The sequence below is a fragment of the Verrucomicrobiaceae bacterium genome, assembly GCA_016713035.1.
GTDB lineage: Bacteria > Verrucomicrobiota > Verrucomicrobiia > Verrucomicrobiales > Verrucomicrobiaceae > Prosthecobacter.
Genome location: JADJPW010000001.1, coordinates 485,672 through 509,891, shown reverse-complemented (window position 1 = coordinate 509,891; position 24,220 = coordinate 485,672). Strand labels below are relative to the sequence as shown.

The 24,220-nt window shown below is 59.0% G+C and carries 16 protein-coding genes and 2 pseudogenes; 7 read left to right on the top strand and 11 right to left on the bottom strand.

All coding sequences use genetic code 11. The features are described from left to right. Nucleotides 1–227 precede the first annotated feature (227 nt). Nucleotides 228–2,072 carry a VWA domain-containing protein gene (locus IPK32_02070; protein MBK8090802.1) on the bottom strand — a complete coding sequence of 615 codons (1,845 nt, stop codon included), beginning with the start codon at nucleotides 2,070–2,072 and terminating at the stop codon, nucleotides 228–230. 190 nt (nucleotides 2,073–2,262) lie between these two features. Between IPK32_02070 and fabD the strand changes: the two genes are divergently transcribed. Further along, nucleotides 2,263–3,189, top strand: coding sequence for an ACP S-malonyltransferase (gene fabD / locus IPK32_02065; protein ID MBK8090801.1), 927 nt, complete (start codon nucleotides 2,263–2,265; stop codon nucleotides 3,187–3,189). A gap of 8 nt (nucleotides 3,190–3,197) precedes the next feature. Here the strand turns inward: fabD and IPK32_02060 are convergent, their stop codons facing one another. The 6 genes and pseudogenes from IPK32_02060 to IPK32_02035 form a co-directional block, all read right to left on the bottom strand. Further along, nucleotides 3,198–4,124 carry a DUF21 domain-containing protein gene (locus tag IPK32_02060; protein ID MBK8090800.1) on the bottom strand — a complete coding sequence of 309 codons (927 nt, stop codon included), beginning with the start codon at nucleotides 4,122–4,124 and terminating at the stop codon, nucleotides 3,198–3,200. 52 nt (nucleotides 4,125–4,176) lie between these two features. After that, the gene (locus IPK32_02055; GenBank protein ID MBK8090799.1) at nucleotides 4,177–5,919 is read right to left on the bottom strand and encodes a tetratricopeptide repeat protein; all 1,743 of its coding nucleotides are present in this window, start codon (nucleotides 5,917–5,919) and stop codon (nucleotides 4,177–4,179) included. Nucleotides 5,920–5,929: 10 nt separating this feature from the next. Beyond that, nucleotides 5,930–6,328 carry an HNH endonuclease gene (locus IPK32_02050; protein MBK8090798.1) on the bottom strand — a complete coding sequence of 133 codons (399 nt, stop codon included), beginning with the start codon at nucleotides 6,326–6,328 and terminating at the stop codon, nucleotides 5,930–5,932. Between the two features lie 17 nt (nucleotides 6,329–6,345). Next, the gene (locus tag IPK32_02045) at nucleotides 6,346–6,684 is read right to left on the bottom strand and encodes a hypothetical protein (GenBank protein MBK8090797.1); all 339 of its coding nucleotides are present in this window, start codon (nucleotides 6,682–6,684) and stop codon (nucleotides 6,346–6,348) included. Nucleotides 6,685–6,729: 45 nt separating this feature from the next. Further along, nucleotides 6,730–9,153, bottom strand: coding sequence for an ATP-binding protein (locus IPK32_02040; GenBank protein MBK8090796.1), 2,424 nt, complete (start codon nucleotides 9,151–9,153; stop codon nucleotides 6,730–6,732). Nucleotides 9,154–9,278: 125 nt separating this feature from the next. Next, nucleotides 9,279–12,406 (bottom strand): annotated as a pseudogene (locus IPK32_02035) (PSD1 domain-containing protein). Nucleotides 12,407–12,548: 142 nt separating this feature from the next. On the opposite strand from IPK32_02035, the gene IPK32_02030 reads away from it, so the two are divergent. Next, a complete protein-coding gene (locus IPK32_02030) occupies nucleotides 12,549–12,728 on the top strand; it encodes a hypothetical protein (protein MBK8090795.1) in 180 nt (59 codons plus the stop codon). 534 nt (nucleotides 12,729–13,262) lie between these two features. Here the strand turns inward: IPK32_02030 and IPK32_02025 are convergent. Both IPK32_02025 and IPK32_02020 read right to left on the bottom strand, forming a co-directional pair. Continuing rightward, on the bottom strand, nucleotides 13,263–14,648 hold the full coding sequence (locus tag IPK32_02025) for a FecR domain-containing protein (GenBank protein ID MBK8090794.1): 1,386 nt from the start codon (nucleotides 14,646–14,648) through the stop codon (nucleotides 13,263–13,265). 323 nt (nucleotides 14,649–14,971) lie between these two features. Then, nucleotides 14,972–15,193: a hypothetical protein gene (locus IPK32_02020; GenBank protein ID MBK8090793.1), complete on the bottom strand. Its 222-nt coding sequence runs from the start codon at nucleotides 15,191–15,193 to the stop codon at nucleotides 14,972–14,974. Nucleotides 15,194–15,527: 334 nt separating this feature from the next. Here IPK32_02020 and IPK32_02015 point away from each other — a divergent pair, with 334 nt between their 5' ends. The 3 genes and pseudogenes from IPK32_02015 to IPK32_02005 all read left to right on the top strand — a co-directional run bounded on the left by IPK32_02015 (nucleotide 15,528) and on the right by IPK32_02005 (nucleotide 20,301). Further along, nucleotides 15,528–16,124, top strand: a complete 597-nt coding sequence (locus IPK32_02015) for a peptidyl-prolyl cis-trans isomerase (GenBank protein ID MBK8090792.1) — start codon at nucleotides 15,528–15,530, stop codon at nucleotides 16,122–16,124. A gap of 194 nt (nucleotides 16,125–16,318) precedes the next feature. Further along, nucleotides 16,319–17,662, top strand: a complete 1,344-nt coding sequence (rsmA, locus tag IPK32_02010; GenBank protein MBK8090791.1) for a ribosomal RNA small subunit methyltransferase A — start codon at nucleotides 16,319–16,321, stop codon at nucleotides 17,660–17,662. Between the two features lie 45 nt (nucleotides 17,663–17,707). After that, nucleotides 17,708–20,301 (top strand): annotated as a pseudogene (locus tag IPK32_02005) (PSD1 domain-containing protein). On the opposite strand, the gene ybeY reads toward IPK32_02005, so the two are convergent. Both ybeY and IPK32_01995 read right to left on the bottom strand, forming a co-directional pair. Next, complete coding sequence (gene ybeY, locus IPK32_02000; GenBank protein ID MBK8090790.1) at nucleotides 20,302–20,739, bottom strand: rRNA maturation RNase YbeY; 438 nt, start codon at nucleotides 20,737–20,739, stop codon at nucleotides 20,302–20,304. Nucleotides 20,740–20,787: 48 nt separating this feature from the next. Next, nucleotides 20,788–23,400 (bottom strand): DNA topoisomerase III, encoded by a 2,613-nt coding sequence (locus IPK32_01995; GenBank protein MBK8090789.1) that lies wholly within the window; start codon nucleotides 23,398–23,400, stop codon nucleotides 20,788–20,790. A gap of 258 nt (nucleotides 23,401–23,658) precedes the next feature. Here IPK32_01995 and IPK32_01990 point away from each other — a divergent pair, with 258 nt between their 5' ends. Together IPK32_01990 and IPK32_01985 are read left to right on the top strand one after the other, a co-directional pair. Next, nucleotides 23,659–23,892, top strand: coding sequence for a hypothetical protein (locus tag IPK32_01990; protein MBK8090788.1), 234 nt, complete (start codon nucleotides 23,659–23,661; stop codon nucleotides 23,890–23,892). A 33-nt stretch (nucleotides 23,893–23,925) separates the two neighbouring features. Next, nucleotides 23,926–24,216, top strand: coding sequence for a hypothetical protein (locus IPK32_01985; protein ID MBK8090787.1), 291 nt, complete (start codon nucleotides 23,926–23,928; stop codon nucleotides 24,214–24,216). The last annotated feature ends 4 nt before the right edge of the window (nucleotides 24,217–24,220 follow it).

Here is a 24,220-nt window from a genome sequence, read left to right as displayed (position 1 = left end):
TGTCGTTCGTTTTTGAATGAAGCCTCCTCCCACGCGGACGGAGGCTTTTTTCATGCCCGCGTGCTACCTAGTCTGGATTTCTCACACAATTTCAGAAACGAAGTGCTCAGTGGTAATCACCAGGAGGAAATTAACTGACCACTAAGCACTGAGCACTCCGACGAAGCGGACACGAATACAGACTGAGGTGGTTTTTACCCAGAATGTGAGAAATGCAGGCTAGTGGCTCAATACACGGCTTTGCGGTGAAAGAGGAAGCTCTCTAGCAACAGGAGCGCCAGTAACATCCAGATCAAACGCCGCGACCAGGTGCCAAAGGCATTCGTGGATAGCAGCGAGCGTGATAGTGCCGGTGAGCTGGTTGGCGAGGATGCGGCGGCGCGTAAATTTGTCTCCGCAGCGCTGGCGAGGATGCTGGCCCCACTGCGGCCATCGGAGCTCTCCCACACGCCTATCCGGCGCAGTGGTAGCAGGCTGCCGCTACTCTGCTCACTGGTGCGGATGAAGGTGCTGCCATCCCAGGCTTGCCAGCTCACCAGTCCATCCGCAGCGATGAGCTCCCCCGTGTGGCGTGGGCGTAGCTCCTGCATGGCGGTGGAGGGCTCTGCACACCAGAAAAGGGCATTTCCCAGCACCAGTGGCAGCGCTGGCAGCAGCGCGAGCTGCTCTGACCGCGCAGGGGAGAATCCGGTAACGACGAGGCGCTGCCCCGCATGCTCACCGGCAGCTAGTACGGGATCATTCCCCGCCATCCACAGCGTCTCAAGTGAGGATGGGAGCGTGAGCTCGACGGACCGAGTCACCGCCACACGACCACTCGCCACCCGGTAGAGCACAGGATGCTCCGCCTGCACGGCTCGCACACCATCATGCGGCACGCCATTGCCTGGAAGCTGCCGCACCGTGAGCGGGCCACTGCTTTGACGAGGATCGAGCACGATGACGGGCCGGTCCGTGGGCCAGTCTTTGCCCGGTAGCCAGTGCTCAAAGATATACACATCAGGCTTTTCCTTCGGGGGCCAGGCTGCGGGCTCGTAGCGAGTCATCTCGACCCGGCGTGACTCCACCAGCGATGCGAGGGCCAGTTCTGTAAATGGATCTGCATCCTGTGCGAACCACGCGGCCTGAATCGCATGCGGACGCGGCAATGGGGCTGCTGCGGCATCATCCCAGCTCATGCAGTCACCTGGAGTGCGCAGTCGTAGCTCCACCTGCTGGCCACGCATGGCCTCCAGCGGCAAAATGAGCGAAATGGAGGCTCCAGGGGCTAGCTCCACCTCGCGCAACTGGGCCAGTCGGCCAGCCAGTGTCATCTCGAGCGTGCTGGTCACGGTGGCGCGATTCGCAGCGGAGGCGCTGATGCTGGCAAAGAGCTCAAGCTGACCGCCACTGAGTGGGCCAGGCCGGATTTGAAAGCCGGTGAGGCCTGCATTGAGCACCTCTGGCAAGGCGCAATCGAGGAACGACACCTTGCTGCCATCTGCCGGCAGCGCATCACTCGCGAGCCAGATTTTTGCACCTGCATCGAGCTCGGCGAGCCGATGAGCCGCCTCCAGCGCAGCGGCGGCATCTCCTTCGATCGGCACAGCATCCAGTGTGTCGATGAGGCGCAGGCACTCACGCCGATTCCGACTGCGGGAGAGCAGTACCTCTGGCCGCGCATCGTAGGCGATGAGTGTGAGCACCGCCTGATCTGGCAAGGAGCGCACGACGGAGCGCAGTGCGGTCTTTGCAGCCTCCATACGGCTCACCGCGGCTGCATCTCGTGCGGACATGGACGCAGAGCGGTCTGCGACCAAAACGACGGCCTGCGTGCTCCCAGCCGCTAGATCACCGGAGGGCCGAGCGAGGGCCAGTACGGCCAAAATCAGTGCCAAAAGGGTGAGAGCGAGCGAGAGCCATTTTTTGATCTGGCGCAGCCATGCGGACTCCTGGTGCTCACGGGCCAATGATTTGAAAAACAGCAGCGTGGACACGGGTAGCCGCCGTGCCGCCCGCCGGAAAAGCCACAGCGCCAGCGGAATGATCGCCAGCCAGGCAAGGTGGAGGAAGCTCGGGTTTAGAAAGCGCATGCGCCGCGCCGCCTTTCGACCCGCCTCGCGCTCCGTGCAACGCCGGAAGCTCCAAATCAGCACCGCACTCGTGGTGCTGCGGTGGATTGCTCCTTGCCCGCTAGCATTCTCTCGCCACCTCAGGAATGCGCATTTCCTGCGTCACTATCTCTCCTTTTTTCCCGCTCCAAATTCATCCCACACTCCTTTCATGAAAGCTGTTCTCCTCTTCTCCGGCCAAGGCGCTCAAAAAGTCGGCATGGGCAAAGATCTCGCTGAGGCACACCCCGCCGCCCGTAGCCTGCTGGAGCAGGTGGACGCCGCATTGGGCTTTTCCCTGACGAATGTGATGTTCGAGGGGCCGATGGAGGAGCTCACGAAGACTAGCCGCTGCCAACCTGCCCTCTATGCGCATGGACTCGCTATCTTGGAGGTGCTGAAATCGAAGCTGCCCCAGCTCGAGATCAGCGCTACGGCAGGGCTTTCGCTCGGGGAATTCACCGCGCATGCAGCAGCAGGCACCTTTGACTTCGCCACGGGGCTGAAGCTGGTTTTTCAGCGTGGTAGCTTCATGGAGCAGGCCTGCGCCGCCACTCAGGGCGCGATGGTGGCCATGATCGGTGGTGAGGAGGCCGCGATCCGTGAGCTGGCCGCAGAATGTGATGTCGATGTGGCCAATCTAAATGCCCCAGGCCAGATCGTGCTCAGTGGCAGCGTCGCTGGCATCGAGTCCGCCGCTGCCAAAGCGAAGGATAAAGGCATCAAGCGTGCCATCCCGCTGCCCGTCGCAGGTGCTTATCACAGCCGCCTCATGCAGACTGCGCAGGATCAACTGGCAGCAGTTTTGGCCGCTACGGCACTGCAAACGCCACGCTGCACCGTGGTGAGTAATTTCGCCGCCCGCGCCGTCAGCTCTGCCGAGGACATCCGCGAGACGCTCACTCGCCAAGTCACGGGCAGTGTCCGCTGGGTGGAGTGCATGCAGAGCCTCATTGCCGCAGGTCACACACGTTTCATCGAATGCGGCCCCGATGCGACACTGGCCGGACTCCTGGGTAAAATCGACAAATCCGCCCAAGTCATCAGCATCAAAGACGCCGCTACGCTCGATGCCGCTGTGGCTGCGCTGACGGCGTAAATAACTGCTTACTGCATCAGTGGAGCCAGCAGGCGATCATCTGTGATGAGGCCCACGGGCAGCTCATCCTCGCCCGTGACGAGTGCGAGGCGGCGGCCCTGCTTGCGCAGGCGCTGCAGCGTGTGAAGGGCAGGGGAGCGAGCAGGCACACTGATGAGTGTGCGCATGTGCTGCCGCACGAGGCGATCTGCCGGCAGTGAGGACGGCAGTGTCGCTGTATCTAGCACTCCGATGAAGTGGCCATGCTCATCGAGCACTGGTAGGAGTGCGGATTTTTGTGAGCGTGCTATTTGCAGCGCAGCGTGCAGCGGCTGATCAGCCCTGAGTGCCGCACTACGGTCCAGCGGCAGCATCAGATCACCTGTGCTACGGCGGTGAAAGTCCATCACACTGCCGATTAGGCGAGTGGCAGAGCTAGAGAGCTGATTATCCGCGGCGAGTGACTCGGAGAGTGTCTTCAAATCCTCTCGTCTGCGACTGCCAGCACCGTCATCCGTTTGGGTGATCCGGTTCGTGGTGGCAAACATGCGGAAAAGTGGTCTCGCTAGGCCCACTGCCTGCAACAGCGTGGCCACAGCCCGCAGCGAGCGGAAGGGGTAGCGGCGAAAGAGCTTCTTCGGCATCAGCTCCAGCAGCAGGAGGAAAAACGGCAGCGCGATGAGAAAGATCAGAGCCGCCTTCACAAAGCTCGCATGCCGGATCAGCGGCAGCGCCACCAGCAGAAAGGCCCCCAGATTCGCCAGATGATTCGCCACGGTGATGCAGCCCAGCAGTGAGTCACGGTCATCCAGCAGTGGCAGCAGTTTCTGGGCTCTGGGATCGCCCTTTTCCGCCGCATGCCGCACACGCACGCGACTGACGGCCAGCACCGCGCTCTCCGAGCCCGAAAGCACGAAGGAAAGCAAAAGGCATAGAATGAGGGCCGCCGTCAGCATGATCAGGATGATGCAGCAAGATTTCCGAATGCCCAAGCACGAATCATCGGCCTCAAGGTGCCGCGTTTTGCTGTGCCTCGCTCATACCTGGGAGATTGGAGTCGCCCTGCGGCCATGCTTTCATCACCTCGCGGTAGGCAGCCGCAGTTGCATCGAGATTTCCTGCCAGTTTCTCCGCCCGGGCCAGCCCCAGCAGCACGTAGCCACTGCGCGGTCGCTCCTTGAGTGCTTTTTGAAAGGCCTCCTTTGCCGCTGCCGCATCGCCACGCGTCAAAAAATAATCACCGACCAACTCATACGAGGAAAGAGGCAGTAGAGGCGGGTCCATGCGTGCGCCACCTGACTCCGCCTCTGGCACACCCTGGATGAAAATGCGCCCAGTAGCCGTGCTCGATGCCGCGTGGGCTCGCAGCACACGGGCAAAGAGGTCTAGCATCCGCGTGGCACGCATCGCGTAGAGCTGCTCCTCGCTCGCGGTGATGCGTGACGCGCTATCATTGAGGAGGCTGGTGAAGCGTGCCAGCTCTCCCAGCGCGATAGTTACCTCATCACGCTTCTGCTGCGCCGCTGCATCCATCCCCCGCGCCACGCTCGTCAGTCCATCGATGAAATACCTCACTGGTGACGGAGCCAGATCCAGGGCCTCACGGGACAGCACCTCTGCCGCACGCGAATACTGCCCCGCACGGATGAGCAGCCGCCCCGCGATGGAGCGCCCCTCATATGCCACCACGCTGCTCGACTCCGAGCGTAGGCGTGCAGAGGCGATTTTCACCCGCTTGAGCTCTTCTGCATGCAGCAGAGCCTCACGCAGTCTCCCAGCCTCCGCATAAGCCAGCGCGAGGTAGTGCATGTTATGCGTGAAGTTTTCATTCTCCGCTGCCTCGATGCCTTCCTTCTCCAAGTACGCTCGATCCACCGCATCCGCCGCGCGGAACTGCTGGATCGCACGCTCATACTCCCCGGTGTAAAAATAAATATGCCCCGGCATGTGGACCAGGTGTGCCGCCCGTGGTGCTACCCGCAGAAGACGCTCGCACAGCGGCAGCGCACGCTCCACCTCCGGCCCTAGCTCATAGACATGGATGCCATAATGCAGTGCCCCAGCGTGATTCGGGTGCTTTTCCAGCACCTCTTCGATCAGACGCACCGCTTCCTCTTGCCCACTGCCACGCTTTCCATCCATCGAGTAGCCATCCTTGAGATGATACGCCGCCATACCTCCTGCATCTGCATCAGTCGGATCAGATTTCCAGATGGCCTCCATCCTCCGCGCAAAAACCTGCGTTCCGTCAGAGACGAGCACTTGCAGCGCAGCGATGTAAGCCTGCTCCTTCGCAGAAAGGCCTGGCTTCAGTGCTACCGCACGCTCCAGCGCATGCGTGCGCTCGATGAGGAATTCAGGATTCGAGCCCGGCATGCACATCACGATGCCCCAGTAAGCCATAGCACAATCTGGATCGAGCTGCGTCGCCCTCAAAAAAGAGCGATACGCCTCAAACTCCCAAAACGCGTGCAGCAGATTCAGCCCATTATCAAAATACGCCTGGGCCTCACCGCTCTTTGTCGTGATCTTCAGGCTCGAAGAGCCGATCCCATCGCGCAGCGGCGGCGGAGGCAGCTTCCGAGCACTGGAGATCAAAATCCGATGCGGGTCACCACAGCGAGATGCCTCCGCGAGTCCTCCGGGAGGAAGAGGGACATTCTCCCCACTGCCGGAGGATTTACCCGATTGGTCGCAAGCAGCAATCAGCAACGATGACAAGACCAGGAGCTCGATGGGAAGGCTTTTCATGGGTGAATAATCAATTCGGGAAGAGTTTTGCTCGAAGTAGCAGTTTTCTCAGTCGAACTAGATTGGGCCTATTTAACTTCAACTTCGCTACAGTCGCTCTACCCGCCGCGGAAGTGCCTTTGATCTCAGTTCGATCCGACGACCATGCAAAATGATCCTGCCATGCCTGTTGGCGCGGATGATACAAATCAACCTCAGTCCCTGTAACCGCGTCTATTGCCCTCACAGCCGTGTATTTGTGATTGTTGCATCCTTGGCAGGCAAAAGCCAAATTGCCGAGTTCGGTCACACCGCCACGAGACAGCGGTAGAATATGCTCGATGGAAAACTGAGTCGCCGAATAGCACTCCGGCGAGCGACAGTACTCACAAACTCCGCCCGCAAGCTCCAGAACTTGCTCTCGCAGCATTCTTACCGACGGCACGGTCAGACAGGTTTAGGGTTCAGGCGCATCCCTGTCATCAGTTCGTCCAGCGAAATGCCCAAGCTACGACTTGCACTGGCAAAGCAGGCCACGCGTCGGGTATTCATCTCCTCTAGCGTATCCGTTAATGCGGTGAGCTCTCGCAGCTCATCTGGCGCGATCGTTTCGGCTTCTCTTTTGGCAACGAGTGAGCGGTAGTTCTTCCACCACATGGCTGAAAAACCACGATCAATCTCAAGCAAAAGAGGCCACTGCCATGAGCGCACGCGAGAGGGCTTGGGCTTCAAAAGACGCACGCTAGGCTTTGCGGTCGTTTTTGAAGCTTTGGTTGGAACAGGCATGGCTGAGGAAAATTATGGGGACTGGAAAAATGGGCGCAACACTTTTTACGCCTTCGCCTGCCATAATATCCCAGTCGCTGTCACTTGGATGTTTTTCTTCACCGGAGTGAGTTTGGTCGTTTCGAGGGCCAAAGTGGCGGGATCATACTTATCGCGGATTTTTTGTGTTTCGTCGGCCAGTTGCTTCTCCAATTCGGCTAATTCGGCCTGGAGGGCCTCAAGCTCGCTTTCGGCGGCGGCGGCTTCGCGGCGCTCCTTCATCACGCGGCCAGCGCTGCTCACTGTCGTGCCTTTGATGAGGCTCGCGGCCGCTCCGAGGCCGCTTTTACGCCCAAAGAGTGCCCCCAGGATGCTGCCGCCCACGCTCACCATCGTGCTCATCGTCGCGCTACTGGCCTGGGCCTTTTGCTCTTCCACTTTCGCATTCACTTTGATGGCCTTGTCTTCGAGTGATTTGGTGGTCTTGGCAGTTTTGGTCCGCAGTTCCTCGATGGCGGCATCACGTTGCTCACGGGCTGTTTGCGTCACGCGGGCTTTGAACTCGTCCTGTTTCTCGCCGGGGTTTGAGTAGGCTTCCAGAAGTGGGCTGTAATAAACCTCCAGCGAGTGATTGGTATAGACCCAGTCCGTGAAATCCTTTTTGATGCTCGTGTAGGTGCTGGATTTCATCGCCGGACCTGGCAGATCGGCATAGGCGGCATTTTCCTTGGGCTCAGAGTCGTATTTGGAAAGGTCATCATCCTTGGGGATGTCCACGAACTTGTCCCACAGCACTTTTTGCTTCTCGACATCGATTTGGTTCACCAGTGTGACGATGCTCTTGCCGCTGATTTTGCGTTTTGCGTCGTCAAACAGGATCGTCGCGCTGCGCACCATGCAGGGCACGTAGGTGATGCGCTCGCCATCTTCATCGCTGGGCTGGAAAAGCTCCGTAGTGTCCTCCGGTAGCTTCGGACGTGTGGTGTTGCGATCTGCACCCGAGCTACTTGCTCCAGGTGGGGCAAATCCGTCGTCCTCCGCAGCGGCTTTTTCTTCCTTAGCGGGGCGGATCGGGTCCATCAGCGCCTTGATCTGCCCACGGGAGAGCGGGCCACCGAGGTAGCTGAGAATCCAGCGCACATTGAAGACCACCGGATGATCCTCATGCACATTGTTCATCAGGAAGACACGATTGCCCAGACCGGCGAGTGTCCGCTCCATGAGCTGGCGGTCAAATTTGCCTCCAGCGGTGTTCGCGGCACCTTCCAGACCATCGAGCACACGCATCTTATCACGCTCCGTCTGGAGGCGACCGAGCCACCAAGTGCCGATATTGGCCAGCGCCTTGTAATCGAGGTCAGCGGGGTTTTGCGTCGCTAACAAGATACCGAGACCGAAAGCACGGGCCTGCTTGAGCAGGATCATCATCGGCTTTTTCGATGGCGGCATGGCCGTGGGCGGCAGGTAGCCATAGATCTCATCCATGTAGAAAATGGCGCGGAGCGAGGTGGTGCCCTGCTGCGTGCGCATCCAGCCGAGGAGCTGATTCAGCAGCAGCGAGACAAAGAACATGCGCTCTGTATCGCTGAGGTGAGCGATGCAAAAGATGGTCACGCGGGGCTTGCCCTCCTTCGTGTAATACATGCGCTGGATGTCCAGCGGCTCACCCTCCAACCAAGTGCTAAAGCCTGGGCTTGCGAGCAGATTATTGAGCTTCATCGCCAGCGGCGTGCGCTTAGCCTCTGGCATGAAGCTATCGAGATCCACCACGCCGACTTTACGGATCGGTGGCTGCTGGATGTGGCGCACCAGATTTTCCAGGGAGAGGTTTTGTCCCTTCTTCCAGCAATGCGCGACGATATTGCTCAGGAGAATGTGCTCTGGCGACTGCACCGGGTCCGCTTCGATGTCCATCAGGCCGAGCATGGATGAAACCGTGCTCTCGATACGATCTGCCAGCGCCTCCGCATCATCCATGACCTCCACCGGCGGGCAATTCAGCGAGCTGAGGATCGAAACCGGCAGCCCCGCATTGCTCCCAGGCGTGTAGATGGCCATATCCACCGTCTCGCGCAGTTTTTTGATGCGATCCGCGCTTTGTCCCCACTCACCCAGGCCTTTCTGCCATGTCGCAGCCTGAGATGCCGCGAACTCATCTGGCGACTGCCACTTACGACGTGCTTCGTCCTCATTGATCCAGGGGCGGAACTCCTTCGCATCGAGATTGGGAAAAGTAAGTAGCGCATTGCCGAGATCACCCTTCGGGTCGATCGCGATGAGCGGCACACCATCGATCGCGGCTTCTTCGAGCAAAGCGAGGCAGAGCCCCGTCTTGCCACTTCCTGTCATGCCCAGCACCACACCATGCGTGACGAGATCCTTTGAATCATAAAGGACGAGGTCATCTTTGATCGCTTTGGCTTCGAGGTCGTATTCTCGGCCGAGGTAAAAAGAACCGAGCTTTTCGTATTGGTCAGGCGTAATGGGCATGGTGGGGGCAGTTGGTTTAAAAAATCAGCGGGAACAGCTCCAGAATGGAGGAGACCTAGCAAAATGGGAATTGGAAAAATATGGTTATTCATCCGTGCCCATGATGGCGCATCAAAAGAGCCAGCTCAATGCAGGTAGAAGAACTCGTTCGAGTTCAGCAGCACATGACACAGATCGGCGAGGGCCAGCTTTTTCGGATCAATGGCCTCCGCTGGGCCTTCGAGGCCGAGTGGCTGCAAGGATGCTCCGTGGCCGTTCTTGGCGATCCAGCTCACGATGGCTGGAGATTGCCATTTTGTGCTGTTTTCGGTCAAAGAGGCATCTGGTAGCAATCCTTTGACGATGCGGGCTGACTCGATCGTGCCATCCCATTGATGGACGACTGTGCGCTTGTTCACACCGCCGATGACGAGATCCGCTGCGCCGCGATCTAGGCCGCTGACGATGCGGTGGGGCACGGTAGAGGCCAAAACGGGTGCGTTTGGTTTGTCGATCTGGCGCAGGCGGAACTCGATCTGCTTTTTTGCGCATGAGACACGCACCGCGAGGTGGTAGGTGACTCCCAGCTCCATGCGCAGATCGCTGGCGATGGGTTCGTAGGCGATGTTGGCATTTTCATCTTCACCGACGAGTTGGATGATGAGGTTGCGCGGTTTGAAGCGGGATTTTTCGCCCGTGACGCCGACGCTCCAGCCAAAGCCTTCGACGTTGTCTTTCCCATTGGTCCAATGCGACGCGATGGTGCGCACGGCGGCCCCTGCATCGATGCTATTGAGCTTCACCACAGCCTCGACGGTGAATTCGTCCCCGGTTTTGTCCGCCAGCGGTGCGATGAGGCGCTCCTGGGCGGTGTTTTCTTTGAACTGGGCGGCGGTGGCCAAATCGGTCGCCGCAGCGGCTTTGACAGGTGTTTCTTTGTCCGCGATGCGTTTGGCGATGAAAGCCTCCGCGCGGCTGATTTCCTGTTTCGACGGCGCACGGCCCAAAACGGCCAACCAGGCCTCTTCGGGCGAATAAACTCGCTCAGCGAGTTTGCGGGCGCGGGCGAGTGTCCAGTCGCCGTTCAGCAGCAAAAGGGCCTGAGTGGCCGTGGTGGTGCTCTGACGCTCGCTAGTGCTGGAAAAGCCCGCAGGCGCATCCAGGCTGCGCAGCATCTCGTTTTGGCTGTTGCGCTTTTTCGTCGTGAAAATGCTGCGGCGGGTACCGTTGCCGTCTTCGCTGGGGCCGCCTTCTTTGAGGTTCAGCTCGGCGCTGGCGACGAGCATGGCGTCGCGGGCCTGTTCGGCCTCCAGACGGCGCGGGGAGTAACGCCAGAGGTATTTGTTGGCGGGGTCGGCCTTCTTGAGTGCAGTGGTCGGCTCACGCAGCGCGGTTTGGCGAAAGGTGGCGGAGAGGAGGATGTCTCGTTGCAGGGACTTCAGTTTCCAACCACCAGCGAGGAAGCGTTGCGTGAGGTAATCGAGCAATTCGGGGTGCGATGGGTCTTCACCGAGTTCACCGAAGTCGTTTGGTGTTTCGACGATGCCTTTGCCAAAGAGGTAATGCCAAGCGCGGTTGGTGATGACGCGGGTGCTGAGTTGGTTCGTGGGCCGTGTGAGCCATTCAGCGAGGGCGCTGCGGCGACCGGTGGTCTTTTCACGCGGCGCGATCTTGGGTGGCGTGGGCTCCAGCAGCGTGAGGAAGCCTGGCGGGATGTCCTCGCTCTCTCCGCTGCGGGTTTTGATGGTGTTGCGCGGGCCTTTGTTGGTGGCGTCGGTGGCGATGAAGGCATCCAGTAGCGGTTTGGGCTTCAAGGCGTCGAATTTGGCGAGTTCGACGAGGAGGGCGTCGTAGCGGGCTTTTTCTTCCGGCTTTTTGGCGAGTGTTTTGGCGGCGTCGAAGCGCTCACGCTCAAAGGCCATCTGTCGTTCGCAGAAGTAGCTCGCTTGCCAGTCCTCCGGCGTGCGTTCCTCCGGTTTTTTATCGACCATGGCGCGGATGTCGGCCTGAAATCTGGTATAGGCATTTTTGATCGCGCCCTGGATGCGTGGCTCGATGATGGCATCGATTTGAGCGCGGATGTCCTTCGTCGCATCCTCCCATTTTGCATTTTGGGCAGCCCAAGCGGCCTTTTCGGCAGCGGTGGCGAGCTTCTTCCCCTCCTGCCAGCGTACCGGTGTGAAGAAGGCGCGGAGTCGGTAGTAGTCCTTTTGCAAGATAGGGTCGAATTTGTGATCGTGGCACTTGGCGCAGCCCATGCTCAGTCCCATGAAGACTTCGCCAGCGTTGTCGGTCATGTCGGTGAGAATGACTTCGTATTGGCCGCGTGCATCACGCTGATTGTATTCGTAAATCGGATTGCGCAGGTAGGAGGCTGCGACAAGCACGTCAGGGTTCTCCGGAGCGATCTCGTCGCCCGCGAGCTGCTCACTCACGAACTGGTCGTAGGGCTTGTCGGTGTTGAAGCTCTTGATGACGTAGTCGCGGTAGGGCCAGGCTGCGGGACGCAGAGCATCCTGATTGTAGCCATCACTCTCCGCCCAGCGGGTGAGGTCCAGCCAGTGTTGCGCCCAGCGCTCGCCGTAGCGCGGTGAGGCGAGCAGCTCGTCGATGAGCTTTTCATAGGCCTGCGGGTCCTTGCTTTGCACAAAGGCGTCGATCTGCTCCTTCGTAGGCGGCAGGCCATGCAGAGTGAAATACACACGGCGGATCAACTCACGCCGATCTGCCTCGGGCGCGGGCGTGAGACCGAGTTCGGCGTGTTTTTTAGCCACAAATCGGTCGATGTCGCCGCGCACCCATTTGGAGTTCACCTGAGGCGGCTTGGGATTCGTCAGTGGCTGAAAGCTCCAGAACTTACGATCTTTTTCGGTGAAGCCGAACTCGTCCGTGGAATCGCGCTGGCCTTCGCCCGCAGGCCACGGCGCACCCATTTTCACCCAATCCTCTAGCACCGTGATCTCCTTGGCCGAGAGCTGCTTTTTCGGCGGCATAGCAATGTCTTCATTCTGATAACGCACGGCTTCGATGAGCAAGGACTTGCTCAAATTCCCCGCGATCACCGCCGGGCCTGTGGTGCCGCCTTTTTTGAGGTGGCTGATGTGATCCACTCGCAGGTCGCCCTTTTGTTTTTTGTCGCTGTGGCACTCGTAGCAACTTTTCACCAGCAGTGGACGCACCTCGTTTTCAAAAAGGTCATCGCAGCGCGGCTAGCGTCGTCCGCCGCATTCAAAGCGGAGGCGAGCAGGAGAAAAAGAGCAGTTTGGCGGAGCATGGTCGGTCAGGGAATAACGTGCGTGAAAGGTAGGTTTGTTCTGCGGGCTTTTTGGACAGGGTTTTTCGCGTTATTGACGGTGAGTGGTCCATTGGCTACTCTTGCGCCCCAGATGAGTGCCAAAGTGAACCTGACAGTACCGATGCCTGCCAACATGGCGAAACTGCGATTCCCCAAGGCGCTGGATAACAGGCTTCAATTCCTGCTGGATGAACAAAGTCGTAAAAGAAAACTGACTCCTGCGGAAAAGCAGGTAGCCGAAGGCCTCGCTGAAATAGCGGGCATACTTTCCATATTGAAGCTCGGCGCACAGAAGTTATGAAATTTGTTTTTGTCTTCCGTTCGACTTCCTTTGCTCTCATATTTAGCGCTTTGGGATGCGCATACCCAGGCGGAAGCTCCGATAACTCCATTTCGATAACAGGCGTCCGCCACCTGACTGAAGAGAGTCGGAACATCATCAAACGTTCGCAGAACTTTCCTTTGGTCCGTAAGGTGGAGGCACTGCCTCCACATGTGCTTCGGCTGTGTTCGGACTGGAAGGGTAAGCTCGCGGCGCCTGGGCAAAACTGGCAGGTTGGCTGCTGTATTGATAATCCACCGAAACCCATGTCGCGGCTGATATGGGCACGGCAGGATGAACAACACGTTCTCTTTCATTACGAACGAGGTGGCTACACTCACAGCTACCATGTCGTGCTTGCTTCACGCCTTGATCCGAACTCCCCAATCCTTTGGCATGCGTCAGGTCATGGGCCTCTTGATTTCGAGGGATTACTCAGTGCCATCAATGACGGCAGGCTTGATGATTCGTCTTTAGTCTTGCCATGATGAAGTGTTTTGCCTGTAAGTTGCCTCAACGCATCCTCAGCCTCAATGTCGGTGCCCGCGCAGTGGGGTGTTCTTTGGCGGCGAAGCCGTGGGCGAGGCCGCTGGTGTCGGACTCGCCGGTTTCGCGGAGGAGGAGCAGGGTGATGAGGCCGTCGCGGGCACTGCGGATAAATTCAGCGAGGGCGTCGGCTCGGATGGTGATCACGTCGCCGGAGCCGCCGCGAGGCAGCCAAAACTCGGCGAGGCGGCGTGTGCGCTGGGGCAGGGGACCTGCGTCGTCGGTGCCGGGGAGGTTTTGCCAGAGGAGGTCGGCCTCGCTCCACGCATCGGTATCGCCTTCGTGTAGGCCGAGCACGGCGAAGCGTGAGTCGGGCACCAATGAGGAGAAGCCGAAGCCGCTGGGCTCGGGGTCGAGCATGAGCTGGGCTTCTTTGACGTTGGCGAGGTCGATTTGGGAGAGGTCGAAGGTCAAAATCGCACGGCGCTCGTTTTTGCGGCCGAGTTCGAGGTCGGTGTGCTTCACGATGAGCAGGGGATCGCTGCCGTGCGTGAGTTTGTCGTCCATGCGGCGGACGTAGGCGTCTTTGCCACGACCAAACTGCGTCGTGATGGCGGTCCAGCCACCGTCTTCACGAGTCAGCATGTCCCGCGCCGTTTCCTGGCCGGGCTGCGGGAGGTTGCCACCGACGTTGAGGCCTTTGCCGGTGGTGAGGTGCTTGAATTCACCACGGTCGAGGTCTTCGAGGCCGCCGATTTTGACCTCGCCTTCAAAGACACGGACCTGGGAGTTGCCGGTGGATGCAGCGGTGACGCCGAACTTCGTGCCCAGATCGACGACCTGGATGTCCGGCGTGTCAATGGTGAAGCCGTGTGCAGGCACAGGCACGTCTGCGGTCACGGTGCCCTCGATGAGGCGGCAGTGCATGGCGTCGAGGATTTCCAGCGTCGTCGGTGCCTCCATGGTGACGCTGGCACCACTGCGAAAGCGCAGCGTGGCGATGCCTTCGACGAGCGAGAGCCGTCCTGCGCCGAGTGGAGCATTTTCGACCGTGGGCAGCTCCGAACCGGCCCATTTGCAATTTTCCGCCTGGGCGATCACCGCGACGTTATTCCCCTTTTGCAGCCCAAACCACGCTCCGAGGCCCAAAACAACACAAGCCGCCGCCGCGAGCGCAGGAGCCAAAAAGCGCCAACGCGGCACCTGGACCTGCGAGATGATTTTTTCCTCCAAAAGGGCCTTCAAGTCGTCTCTTTTGGCCTTGAGCTGCGCATGGAGCCAAAGCTGCTCGACGTATGCCTCCCTCAGCACGGCATCCTTTGTCACATCGACCTGAAACACCCGCATCTCCTCCGGCGAGAGCAAACCGTCGAGGGCACGCTGGATGCGTTCAGAGTTAGGGGTGGTGGGCATGTAGTGGGAAGGTTTGGAGACCGGTGTTTTTGGACACTTTTCTTCCAGCAGCATTCGGGAATGGGAAATGACTCGAAAAAGCGAACGGCTGATCACTCATTCTCAAGGGCATCTCTGGATAGGGGGGCAGAGAGACTGTAGATGAAGAGCGAGAGCAAGAAGAGGAAGCTCTGAGTTCAACTGGCCCTCTTTGGTGAAAAGAACGCGGAAGGATCGAGAACGAGTCGGAGGAGACAGAGAGTGAGCTTTACGTCGACTGGGAAGAGGTCTCCTTTGGTGCCGAACCAGTCGGTTTTGCCGCCAGCGGTTTTGACTTTATCAGTTTAGCCGTAGTCGAGGACCTGGACCTCGATGCCCTGGGGCAGGCCGAGCATGCCGGTGCAGTGGAGGGTGCCGTCTTGCCAGCTCCAGGTGTCGGCGGCGCTGTTGACTGGTGCGATGTCGGTGGCGGTGAGTTCTCGGAAGCCGGGCAGGGCGTCGTCGATGAATACGCGGACGGTGTCATTTTGCTGAGGTATTGGCGGTGCTGGTGGCGATGGGGCCACGCAGGGGGCCGGTGCTTCACGCCGGGACGACGGCACTGCCGTCTTTGACGGAGGCGGGCAATGGGCTTTGTCGGCGGTCAGTATGAAGGTTTTCCACTGGCTGCCCTCACGGAGGTGGGCGGCAGAGGGAATAACGAGGGGAATGGCTCCAGGAGCGCGAGATCGTGGTATTGGGTATCCCCGACGATTTTGAATACATGGACCCTGAGCTCGTCCGTTTGTTGCGCGAGCAGACAGAGCCGGTCATCGAAGAGAGGCGGCTCTGAATTGCTCGTTGCAAAAAAACACTGCCGCGCCCTATTCCGCGCCTTCAACCCGGATAATCCCACCCCAAATGAAAACCACCGCACCGACGCTCGCCGCCATCGCATTCCTCTTTGCCGGTCTTGCCGGTCCAACCCAAGCCCAGGAGAACCAGCCCGTGAGTGATGCCAAACCCGTGAAAATCGTGATGGAGACCAGCAAAGGCTCCATCGAACTCGAACTCGATGCCGCCAAAGCACCGAAAACTGTCGCTAACTTCGTCAGCTATGTGAAGAAGGGCCATTACGATGGCACCATCTTCCATCGCGTGATCCCGAATTTCATGATTCAGGGTGGTGGTTTCACCGCCGATATGAATCAGAAGCCCGCTCCTGATCGTGTCGAAAATGAAGCCAAAAACGGCCTCAAAAACGCCCGTGGGACCATCGCCATGGCTCGCACCAATGATCCACACAGCGCTTCCAGCCAGTTCTTCATCAATCATAAGGACAACAGCAATCTGGATTACCCGAGCTTCGATGGCTGGGGCTACGCGGTGTTTGGCAAGGTGACCAAGGGCATCGAAGTTGTGGACGCGATCGCTGCGGTGCCCACTGGCCGTGCAGGTCCGCATGGCGATGTGCCGACGGAGCCCATCACGATCAAAAGCGTGAAAGTGGTCGAGTAATCCGCCACTCTCAGTCGGGAGTCATCCCGCCTAAAAATCAAACGCCAGCCCCGCGAAAGCATGGCTGGCGTTTTTTTTGGGCTCTGGCAGCTCATGACTGAGATCGACGGGCGTGCATTCCATCGCTTGAAACCTGCGGTCAGATGGGGACTGGGGCGCAGACAGGTTTTCGATTCTCCTTTTTCTACTCCATCATGCGACCACCCTCCCATCGCCGCTCCCTCCGCAGTCATTCCGGCACAGAGATCACGCCGCGCAAGAGCATGGGGCAGAATTTCCTCATCGACCCAAATCTCTCACGCTGGATCGCGGATCAGATCGAGCCTGATGCGGCGGATCTCGTCGTGGAGGTGGGGCCAGGGATGGGGGCACTCACGGAGCACCTCATCGGCAGGCCGAAAAAGCTCATTCTCATCGAAAAGGACTACCAGCTCGCTCCTGAGCTCCAGGCCCGTTTCGCCGACCGCAGTGACACGGAGGTCATCGCTCAGGACGCTACCCGCATCGACCTGCGGCCGTGGTTTCGGCTCGGGCCTGTGCGTTTGATCGGGAATCTGCCTTACAGCGTCGGTGGTGAAATTTTGCGGCATTGGCTCACACCGCCCACGCCTGTGAGCATGGGGGTCTTCATGCTGCAAAAGGAGGTCTGCCAGCGCATCGCTGCGCAGTGTGGAGATGATAGCTTCGGCGCACTGTCGCTGCTGGTGCAAAAGGACTGGCAGGTCGAGCTGCTGCGGATCGTGCCGCCAGAGGTCTTTAATCCGCGTCCGAAGGTGGACTCGGCCATCATCCGCCTCACACCGCGCCATCCTTCGACGCTGCCGGTGTTTGATCACAGCTTATTTGATCGACTGGTGCGCATGGGATTCTCCCAGCGACGGAAACAACTCAAAAACCTGCTCACCGAGCCACCGCAGGGCTGGGCGGCATTCGTCGAGCATCTCGGTGTGAGCCCCACCGTCCGTGCGGAGGAGCTGTCGCTGGAAAAGTGGGTGCAGATCACCCGCTGGTATGAAAATCGCCTCAGCGCTGATGCTGGGCAAAAGGCCAGTGAGGTCTTCGATGTCGTCAATGAGCGTAACGAGGTCATCCGCCAGATGACGCGTAGTGAAGTGCATGCGCAGCGCCTGCTCCACCGTGCGGTACACATCTTTGTCATCAATCCACGTGGCAGAGTGTATCTCCAGCTCCGCTCACACCTCAAAGACGTCTCTCCGCTGAAGTGGGACAGCAGTGCCGCTGGCCATCTCGATGCGGGTGAGGGCTATGAAAGCGCCGCTGTGCGTGAGCTGGAGGAGGAGATCGGTATTCGAGTGGAGTCCACGGAGCTGGCGGCTGAGATCCCAGCCAGCGCTGGCACGGACAATGAATTCGTGCAGCTCCGTCTGGCGCATCATGATGGCGCCATCCGCTGTCTGCCGGAGGAGATTGCCACGGGGGAATGGTTCACGCCCGAGGACATCGACGCATGGGTGGCTGCTCGCCCGCAGGACTTTGCACGCGGCTTTGTCACATGTTGGCGGGCCTGGCGGAGCTGAAAGCCGGTAAAACAGGCTGGATAGCAGCCGTATGGAGTCCTTGCCATGCTTCGCCCGCTTTCCGTGCTCGCCCTCACCGCTGCTTCATTGTCAGCGGCGGATCTGACGTTTGAAAAAGACGTGAGGCCCGTGCTGAAGGAGCACTGCTTTCACTGCCATGGCGAGGACGGCGAGACCAAGGGCGGGCTGGATGTGCGATTGACGCGTTTTTTGCTCAAAGGTGGCAAAAACGGCCCCGTGATCGTCCCTGGCCGCGCGGAGGCCAGTCACCTGATCGAGCTGGTCAAATCCGGTGAGATGCCCAAAGGCAAATCCAAGCTCAAAGACACTCAAATCGCCGTCCTGGAGGCCTGGATCACGCAGGGGGCGAAAACCGCCCGTCCAGAGCCGGAGACGCTGGGGCCCGAGTACACCTTTACCGATGAAGAGCGTGCCTGGTGGTCGCTGCAGCCTATCCAGCGGCCGAAAGTGCCGCAAAATGCGGAGCCGCATCCGATCGATGCCTTCATCTCCGCGAAGCATGCGGAAAAGGGACTCAGCTTTAGCCGTGAGGCAGATCCGCTCACACTCATTCGACGAGCCAGCTTTGATCTCTGCGGGCTGCCGCCAGAGTTAGGTGATGCATCTGCTGACCTCACACTTTATGTGCATAAGCTGCTCTCATCTCCGCACTATGGAGAGCGCTGGGGCCGCCACTGGCTGGATGCAGCGGGCTACTCCGATAGCGAAGGCTACGGTGAAAAGGACCTGGAGCGCAAATGGGCCTGGAAATACCGCGACTACGTCATCCGCTCGCTCAATGCGGACAAGCCGTTTGATCAATTCGTGCGTGAGCAGCCGCAGGGGATGAAATGGTGCCACAGCCATACAAAAACCTCTCGCCAGACGCGATCGACAAGCTCACCGCCACCGGTTTTCTCCGCATGGCTCCGAATGGCACTGGTGAGAAAAATGATGCAGAGACGCAGAATGCCAACATCGCCGATACGATCAAGATGGTGGGCTCTTCACTCTACGGCATGACCATCGGCTGTGCGCAGTGTCATGATCATCGCTACGATCCAGTGACGCATGCAGATTACTACCGCCTGCGAGCTGTCTTTGAGCCTGGATTCGATACCAAGGCGTGGCGCACGACACCGGGGCGGCTCGTCTCACTGCTCACCGATAGCCAGGCAGCACAGGCTGCACGCATCGAGGCCGAGGCCAAAAAAATCGACGCAGCTCGCCTCATCAAGCAGGAGGAATTCATCACCGAGGTACTGGAGAAAGAGCTGCTCAAAGCGCCCGAGAAAGACCGCGCCGCACTGCGCAGCGCTTACCGGGCCGAGGTGAAAAAGCGCAGCCCTGCCCAGGCCTCTCTACTGAAAGCCTGGCCCCGCATCAATCAGCTCAGCGCGGGTTCACTCTACCTCTACGACACCACCTACAAAACCAAGCATGCCGATACGCTCAAAAAGATGACCGCAGAGGCCACCGCCGTCCGTGCGACCAAGCCCCTGGAGGAATTCGTGCATGCCTTTACCGAATTGCCGAAAAAGCCGGAACTGGTGCCCGCGACTTACATTTTCCACCGTGGCATGCATGATCAGCCGAAGGCCAAAGTGAGCCCTGGTGATCTCACCGTGCTCGCAGCTCACCGGAAGATCGAGCTGCCGGAAAAAGACCCCAAACTGCCCACCACAGGCCGCAGGCTGGCCTTTGCGCAGGCATTGACGGATGGCCGGCACCCGCTGCTGGCCCGTGTGATGGTCAATCGAGTGTGGATGCACCACTTTGGCCGTGGACTGGTGGCTACGGCGGGTGATTTAGGCAAGCTGGGCACGGCTCCTACGCATCCAGAGCTACTCGACTGGTTGGCGGATGAGTTTATGCGCACAGGCTGGAGTCTGAAGAAGCTCCACCGGCTCATCATGACCAGTCGCACCTGGCGGCAGAGCTCGCAGCGGGATGGCGAGCGTGACCGGATCGATCCAGATAATCTTTTCCTCAGCCGCATGAATGTCCGCCGGCTGGAGGCCGAGACGCTGCGTGATACGCTCCTAGCCATCAGCGGCCAGCTCAATCCGCGCCTCGGTGGGGCTCCCGTGCCGGTGATGTTCAATGAGGAAGGGCAGGTGGTCATCGGTATCGACACCACCGACACAGCGGGCAGGCCCAGTGGCAAAGTCATTTCACTGAATGGAGAGGAGCATCGGCGTAGCATCTATGTGCAGGCTCGCCGCTCTCGGCAGCTGGAGATGTTTGCCACCTTTGATGCACCTGTGATGGAGCCCTGCTGTGATGTGCGCAATGTCACCACCGTGAGTCCGCAGAGCCTGCTGCTCATGAATAGTGCCACCGTCCGTGTGCATGCGCAGGATTTCGCCCAGCGTGTGCAGAAGGAAGCGGGTGGTGACCTCGCTGCGCAGGTCCGTCTGGCCTGGCAGCTCGTTCACAGCCGTCCGGCCAGTGAAAGCGATGTGATGCAGAGTGTGGAATTCATCCAGGCACAGACCACGTATTACAAGGCGCATCCCAGCCCGCTGGATGTCGTCCTGGGTGCTCCATCAAAGACACCTGCTACGCCTGAGCTGCTGGGCCTGACGGCCTTTTGCCACGCACTCGCGAGCTCGAATGCGCTGCTCTACATCGACTGATCACGGCTGTTCACACGCTGCGAGGATGCGCTCCTGCGTGGTGGCCATGTCCGCAGCCTCTGCGTCATCCAGATCATGCCAGCCTGCCAGATGCAGCAGGCCATGCACTAGGTAGAGCGCCATTTCATGCTCTGGGGTGGTGCCATGTTCCGCCGCCTGCCTCACGGCGGTATCAGCACTGATGAGTATCTCGCCATGGTGAAAGGTGATGACGTCTGTCGGAGTCGCATCATCGAGGAACTCGGCGTGGACACGAGTGATGTCTTCATCGGTGATGTAGCTGACCTCCACTTCTGCCAAATCGGGCAAAACACAGTCTGGAGCTGCCTTCTTTGCCGCAAGGCAGAGCGGCACGGCCTTGGCGGCAATTCCCCGCAGCCACTTCAATGGCACGGAGTGCTGGTTTTGATTGTTGTAGATGTGGATGGCGGGAGTCATCGACGCGAGAATGGCGCATCCACAGCTATGTGGACCCGTGGTGACGTGCTACTCTGCTTCGACTGTTTCCGCGAGGTTGCGCTTTTTGAAGGCGGCTGCGGTAGGTTTCTTCGCGGCTTTGGGCTTCGGCTCGCGGGGCGGGAATTCCCAGCTCATGAGTCGCTTTTCACCGGGAGAGCAGACCAGGAAGGCGCTGAAGGGCCGGTTGCGCTTGCTGATCATATTGACGATGAGCGAGGTCTTGCCGTTCTCGAAGAACTCACGGGCGTTTTCAGGCGTGATGTCCTTTTGGCAGAGCTTCTTCGGCAGGCGACCATTGCACTTGCCGGCCTCTAGTGCGCCGTATTTACATAGGTAGCCATCAGGCGTGTCGTGGATGTTGCTGTCGCGTTTTTTGAGGGCGCAGATAGGGCATTTGGTGATGATGGGGCACTCGTCCCAGTTGAAGGCATCAGGATCATTGCCTTCGAAGACGAAGGCGACTTTCATGTCGTCTTTGATGGAGAGCGCGGCGTTGAATTCCTTGCCCTTTTTGCTGCGGAAGCCTTCCAGCGGCCCGACGAAGCGTTTTTCGATCAGCGTGCGGATTTCCTCATCACTGAGCTGGCGTGAGGCCACGGCTTTATAGACGCGGACTTTGCATTTGGGGTTTTTGCAGCCGTAGAACTCTTCCGTTTGCTTGTAGCCTTCGGTGCTGCCGCAGACGCCGCAGGTGACAGGTGGGAAGTCGGGGAAAACCTTGTCCTTGGCGGCTTTGGAGGCGGCTTTGGTCTTTTCGACGATTTGATTCGTCAAAAGGCGGATTTCCTTCATGAAGGTGCCGCGGTCGAGGTCGCGGTGCTCCATTTGGCGGAGTTTATACTCCCACTGGCCGGTGAGTTCGGGGCTGCTGAGCACGTCGAGGCCGATTTCACCGATCTGTTCGGTCAAAGCGAGGCCCTTTTGCGTGACGTGCATGTCACGCTGCACACGCTCGATGTAGCGGTCCATGATCAGGCCTTCGATGATGGCGGCGCGGGTGGCTGGAGTGCCCAGACCGCGATCGCTCATGGCTTCGGCGAGTTCTTCGTCATCGACGAGCTTGCCAGCCGTTTCCATGGTGCCTAGTAATGTGGCTTCTGTGAAGCGGGGCGGCGGCTTGGTCTGGGATTCCTTCACCTCGACATCGAGTGTGTCGGCTTTGTCGCCATCATTGGCAGCGACGAGCAGCTTGGCGGAGTTTTCGCCTTCTTCGGCGGCCTCTTCGGCGGCTTTTTTGCCATAGACGGCGAGCCAGCCAGGGGAGCGGAGCACTTTGCCGTCACTTTTGAAGGCATCATTGCCGACGCGTGTGATGCGGGTGGTCACTTCAAACTCGGCGGCGGGGAAGAACACGGCCACGAAGCGGCGCGAGACCATGTCGAAGAGCTTTTGCTCGGCTTCTGGCAGCTCCTTCGGCGGGATGAGGCCGGTGGGGATGATGGCAAAGTGGTCACTGACTTTGCTGTTGTCGAAGATGCGCTTGTTCGGCCGCACCCATTGGTATTCGATTACAGTGGCAGCGTGGTTGCCCAGTTCATGCGGCAGTGCGTCTTGCTTACCGCCGTCGTGACTGGCAAAGGTCTTCATCGTGTCGATGACAGTGCCGATATAATCTTCCGGCAGGTGGCGGGAATCGGTACGAGGGTAGGTGAGCACCTTGAACTTCTCATACAGTGCCTGGGCGATTTGTAGCGTGCGGCGGGCAGAGAAGCCGAAGCGGTTGCTGGCCTCGCGTTGCAGGCTGGTGAGGTCGTAGAGCAGCGGGGCGGCCTGACGGGCTGGTTTGGTCGTTTGCTCGATTTTGCCCGGTTTGCCGATGCAGCGATCAGCGATGGCCTGGGCGGTTTTTTCGTCCCACAGGCGCTCCTGCTTCTTGTGCTCGTCGTTTTCGTCTTTTTTGAAGGATTCGTCGATCCAGCGGCCCAGGTATTGTCCGGCGGGCACCTCAAAATACGCAATGGCTTCCCAGTAGGTGCGGGGGACGAAAGCGGCGATTTCCCGCTCCCTTTTGGCCAAAATGGACAGCGTGGGAGTCTGCACACGGCCAACGGGAGTGAGGCGGAAGCCGCCGTGGCGTGAATTGAGCGCAGTGAGGGCGCGGGTGCTGTTGATGCCGATGAGCCAGTCACTCTCACTGCGGCATTTGGCCGCGTCAGCGAGGGGCTGCATTTCTCCGTCGCTACGCAGTTTTTTGTATGCATCCAGGATGGCTCCCTGGGTCATGGATTGCATCCAGAGGCGCTTCACGGGCTTTTTGCAGCCGGTGGCGTCCATGATATAGCGGAAGATCAGCTCACCTTCGCGGCCAGCATCGCAAGCATTGATGACGGCATCCACGTCTTTGCGCTTCAGCAGGCGGGCGAGCACCTTGTAGCGGTCTTCGCTTTGTTCGATGGGATTGAGTTCAAAGACCTCTGGGATGATCGGCAGGCTGGTGAAGCCCCAACCGACTTTTTTGCCATTCACCATGGGCATGCCCAGCTCCAGCAGGTGGCCCACGGCGGAGGAGATGACGTGCGTTTCGTTTTCATACCAGTCCTTTTCCTTGGAGAAGGAGGTCATGCCGGGGGCTTTCGCCAGGGCACGGGCGAGATCGGCTGCGACGCTGGGCTTCTCGGCAATAATGAGGGCTTTGGGCATGAGAACTGTCGTACTTATAGAGAGTGAGGCGGGACGGAGGGGCGGGATTAGGGCATGAGGATAGCCGCTGTGTCAAGGCGGGGGGCGTCATGTGCCCAGGCGACCACCAGTGCGTAGCTACCCGAACGTGAGGACCTTAAGCACCCAAAACGCCCAAGTTTCCGGGTGCAAAACCACCCTGAACTTCCACCTGCTTATGCCTTTTAGACAGGCCAGACTTAGCACTCATGATCCCGAATCTCATGAAAGGAACCGCACATGCCTGAAGAAGCCGCAGCAGGCTGCCTAGTTGGTCTTTTACGCTTTTTTGCCTTTGCAGCGGAGTTTGTCCTGGAGTGGTGTGGCGAGTGGTTTCTCGGCTACATCGGTAAATGGACACTCTATGCCCTCTCGCTGGGGCACCGCGTCCACGATCACGAAGAAGGCGTGTGCATTTGCACAGGTATTCTGGTCTGCGTGGGCCTAATTTGGCTCGGAGTGTGGTTGCTTTGACTTTCGCCACCGTAGGGCTGTAGATTCGTGTGCATGAATCAATCACGGTTCTTCTTCATTCTCGCATCGGTCATTTGGCTGTCAGCATGCGTAAGCACTGATACCCGACCTGAAAGCGAAGCTTCTGAAGTCATCGGCAGCGCCAGTATGGATGCAGATCGGATGATAACAGTGATGCTTCGTGCGGAAGACGGTCATGGAATGGCTGGGGATGCTGCCTTCTTCATGAACACTGACCACAAGGACTACGACGAAACGATCCAGCATGTCGGTGGTCTCAAGCCGGGGCAATCAAAGCCATATCCAGCGTGGCCGAAGCCGTAAACGA

Coding starts and splice junctions, on each gene's coding strand:
- IPK32_02070 (MBK8090802.1), bottom strand. CDS start 2,072: ATGCGCTTTCTAAACCCGAGCTTCCTCCACCTTGCCTGGCTGGCGATC.
- fabD (MBK8090801.1), top strand. CDS start 2,263: ATGAAAGCTGTTCTCCTCTTCTCCGGCCAAGGCGCTCAAAAAGTCGGC.
- IPK32_02060 (MBK8090800.1), bottom strand. CDS start 4,124: ATGCTGACGGCGGCCCTCATTCTATGCCTTTTGCTTTCCTTCGTGCTT.
- IPK32_02055 (MBK8090799.1), bottom strand. CDS start 5,919: ATGAAAAGCCTTCCCATCGAGCTCCTGGTCTTGTCATCGTTGCTGATT.
- IPK32_02050 (MBK8090798.1), bottom strand. CDS start 6,328: ATGCTGCGAGAGCAAGTTCTGGAGCTTGCGGGCGGAGTTTGTGAGTAC.
- IPK32_02045 (MBK8090797.1), bottom strand. CDS start 6,684: ATGCCTGTTCCAACCAAAGCTTCAAAAACGACCGCAAAGCCTAGCGTG.
- IPK32_02040 (MBK8090796.1), bottom strand. CDS start 9,153: ATGCCCATTACGCCTGACCAATACGAAAAGCTCGGTTCTTTTTACCTC.
- IPK32_02030 (MBK8090795.1), top strand. CDS start 12,549: ATGCCTGCCAACATGGCGAAACTGCGATTCCCCAAGGCGCTGGATAAC.
- IPK32_02025 (MBK8090794.1), bottom strand. CDS start 14,648: ATGCCCACCACCCCTAACTCTGAACGCATCCAGCGTGCCCTCGACGGT.
- IPK32_02015 (MBK8090792.1), top strand. CDS start 15,528: ATGAAAACCACCGCACCGACGCTCGCCGCCATCGCATTCCTCTTTGCC.
- rsmA (MBK8090791.1), top strand. CDS start 16,319: ATGCGACCACCCTCCCATCGCCGCTCCCTCCGCAGTCATTCCGGCACA.
- ybeY (MBK8090790.1), bottom strand. CDS start 20,739: ATGACTCCCGCCATCCACATCTACAACAATCAAAACCAGCACTCCGTG.
- IPK32_01995 (MBK8090789.1), bottom strand. CDS start 23,400: ATGCCCAAAGCCCTCATTATTGCCGAGAAGCCCAGCGTCGCAGCCGAT.
- IPK32_01990 (MBK8090788.1), top strand. CDS start 23,659: ATGCCTGAAGAAGCCGCAGCAGGCTGCCTAGTTGGTCTTTTACGCTTT.
- IPK32_01985 (MBK8090787.1), top strand. CDS start 23,926: ATGAATCAATCACGGTTCTTCTTCATTCTCGCATCGGTCATTTGGCTG.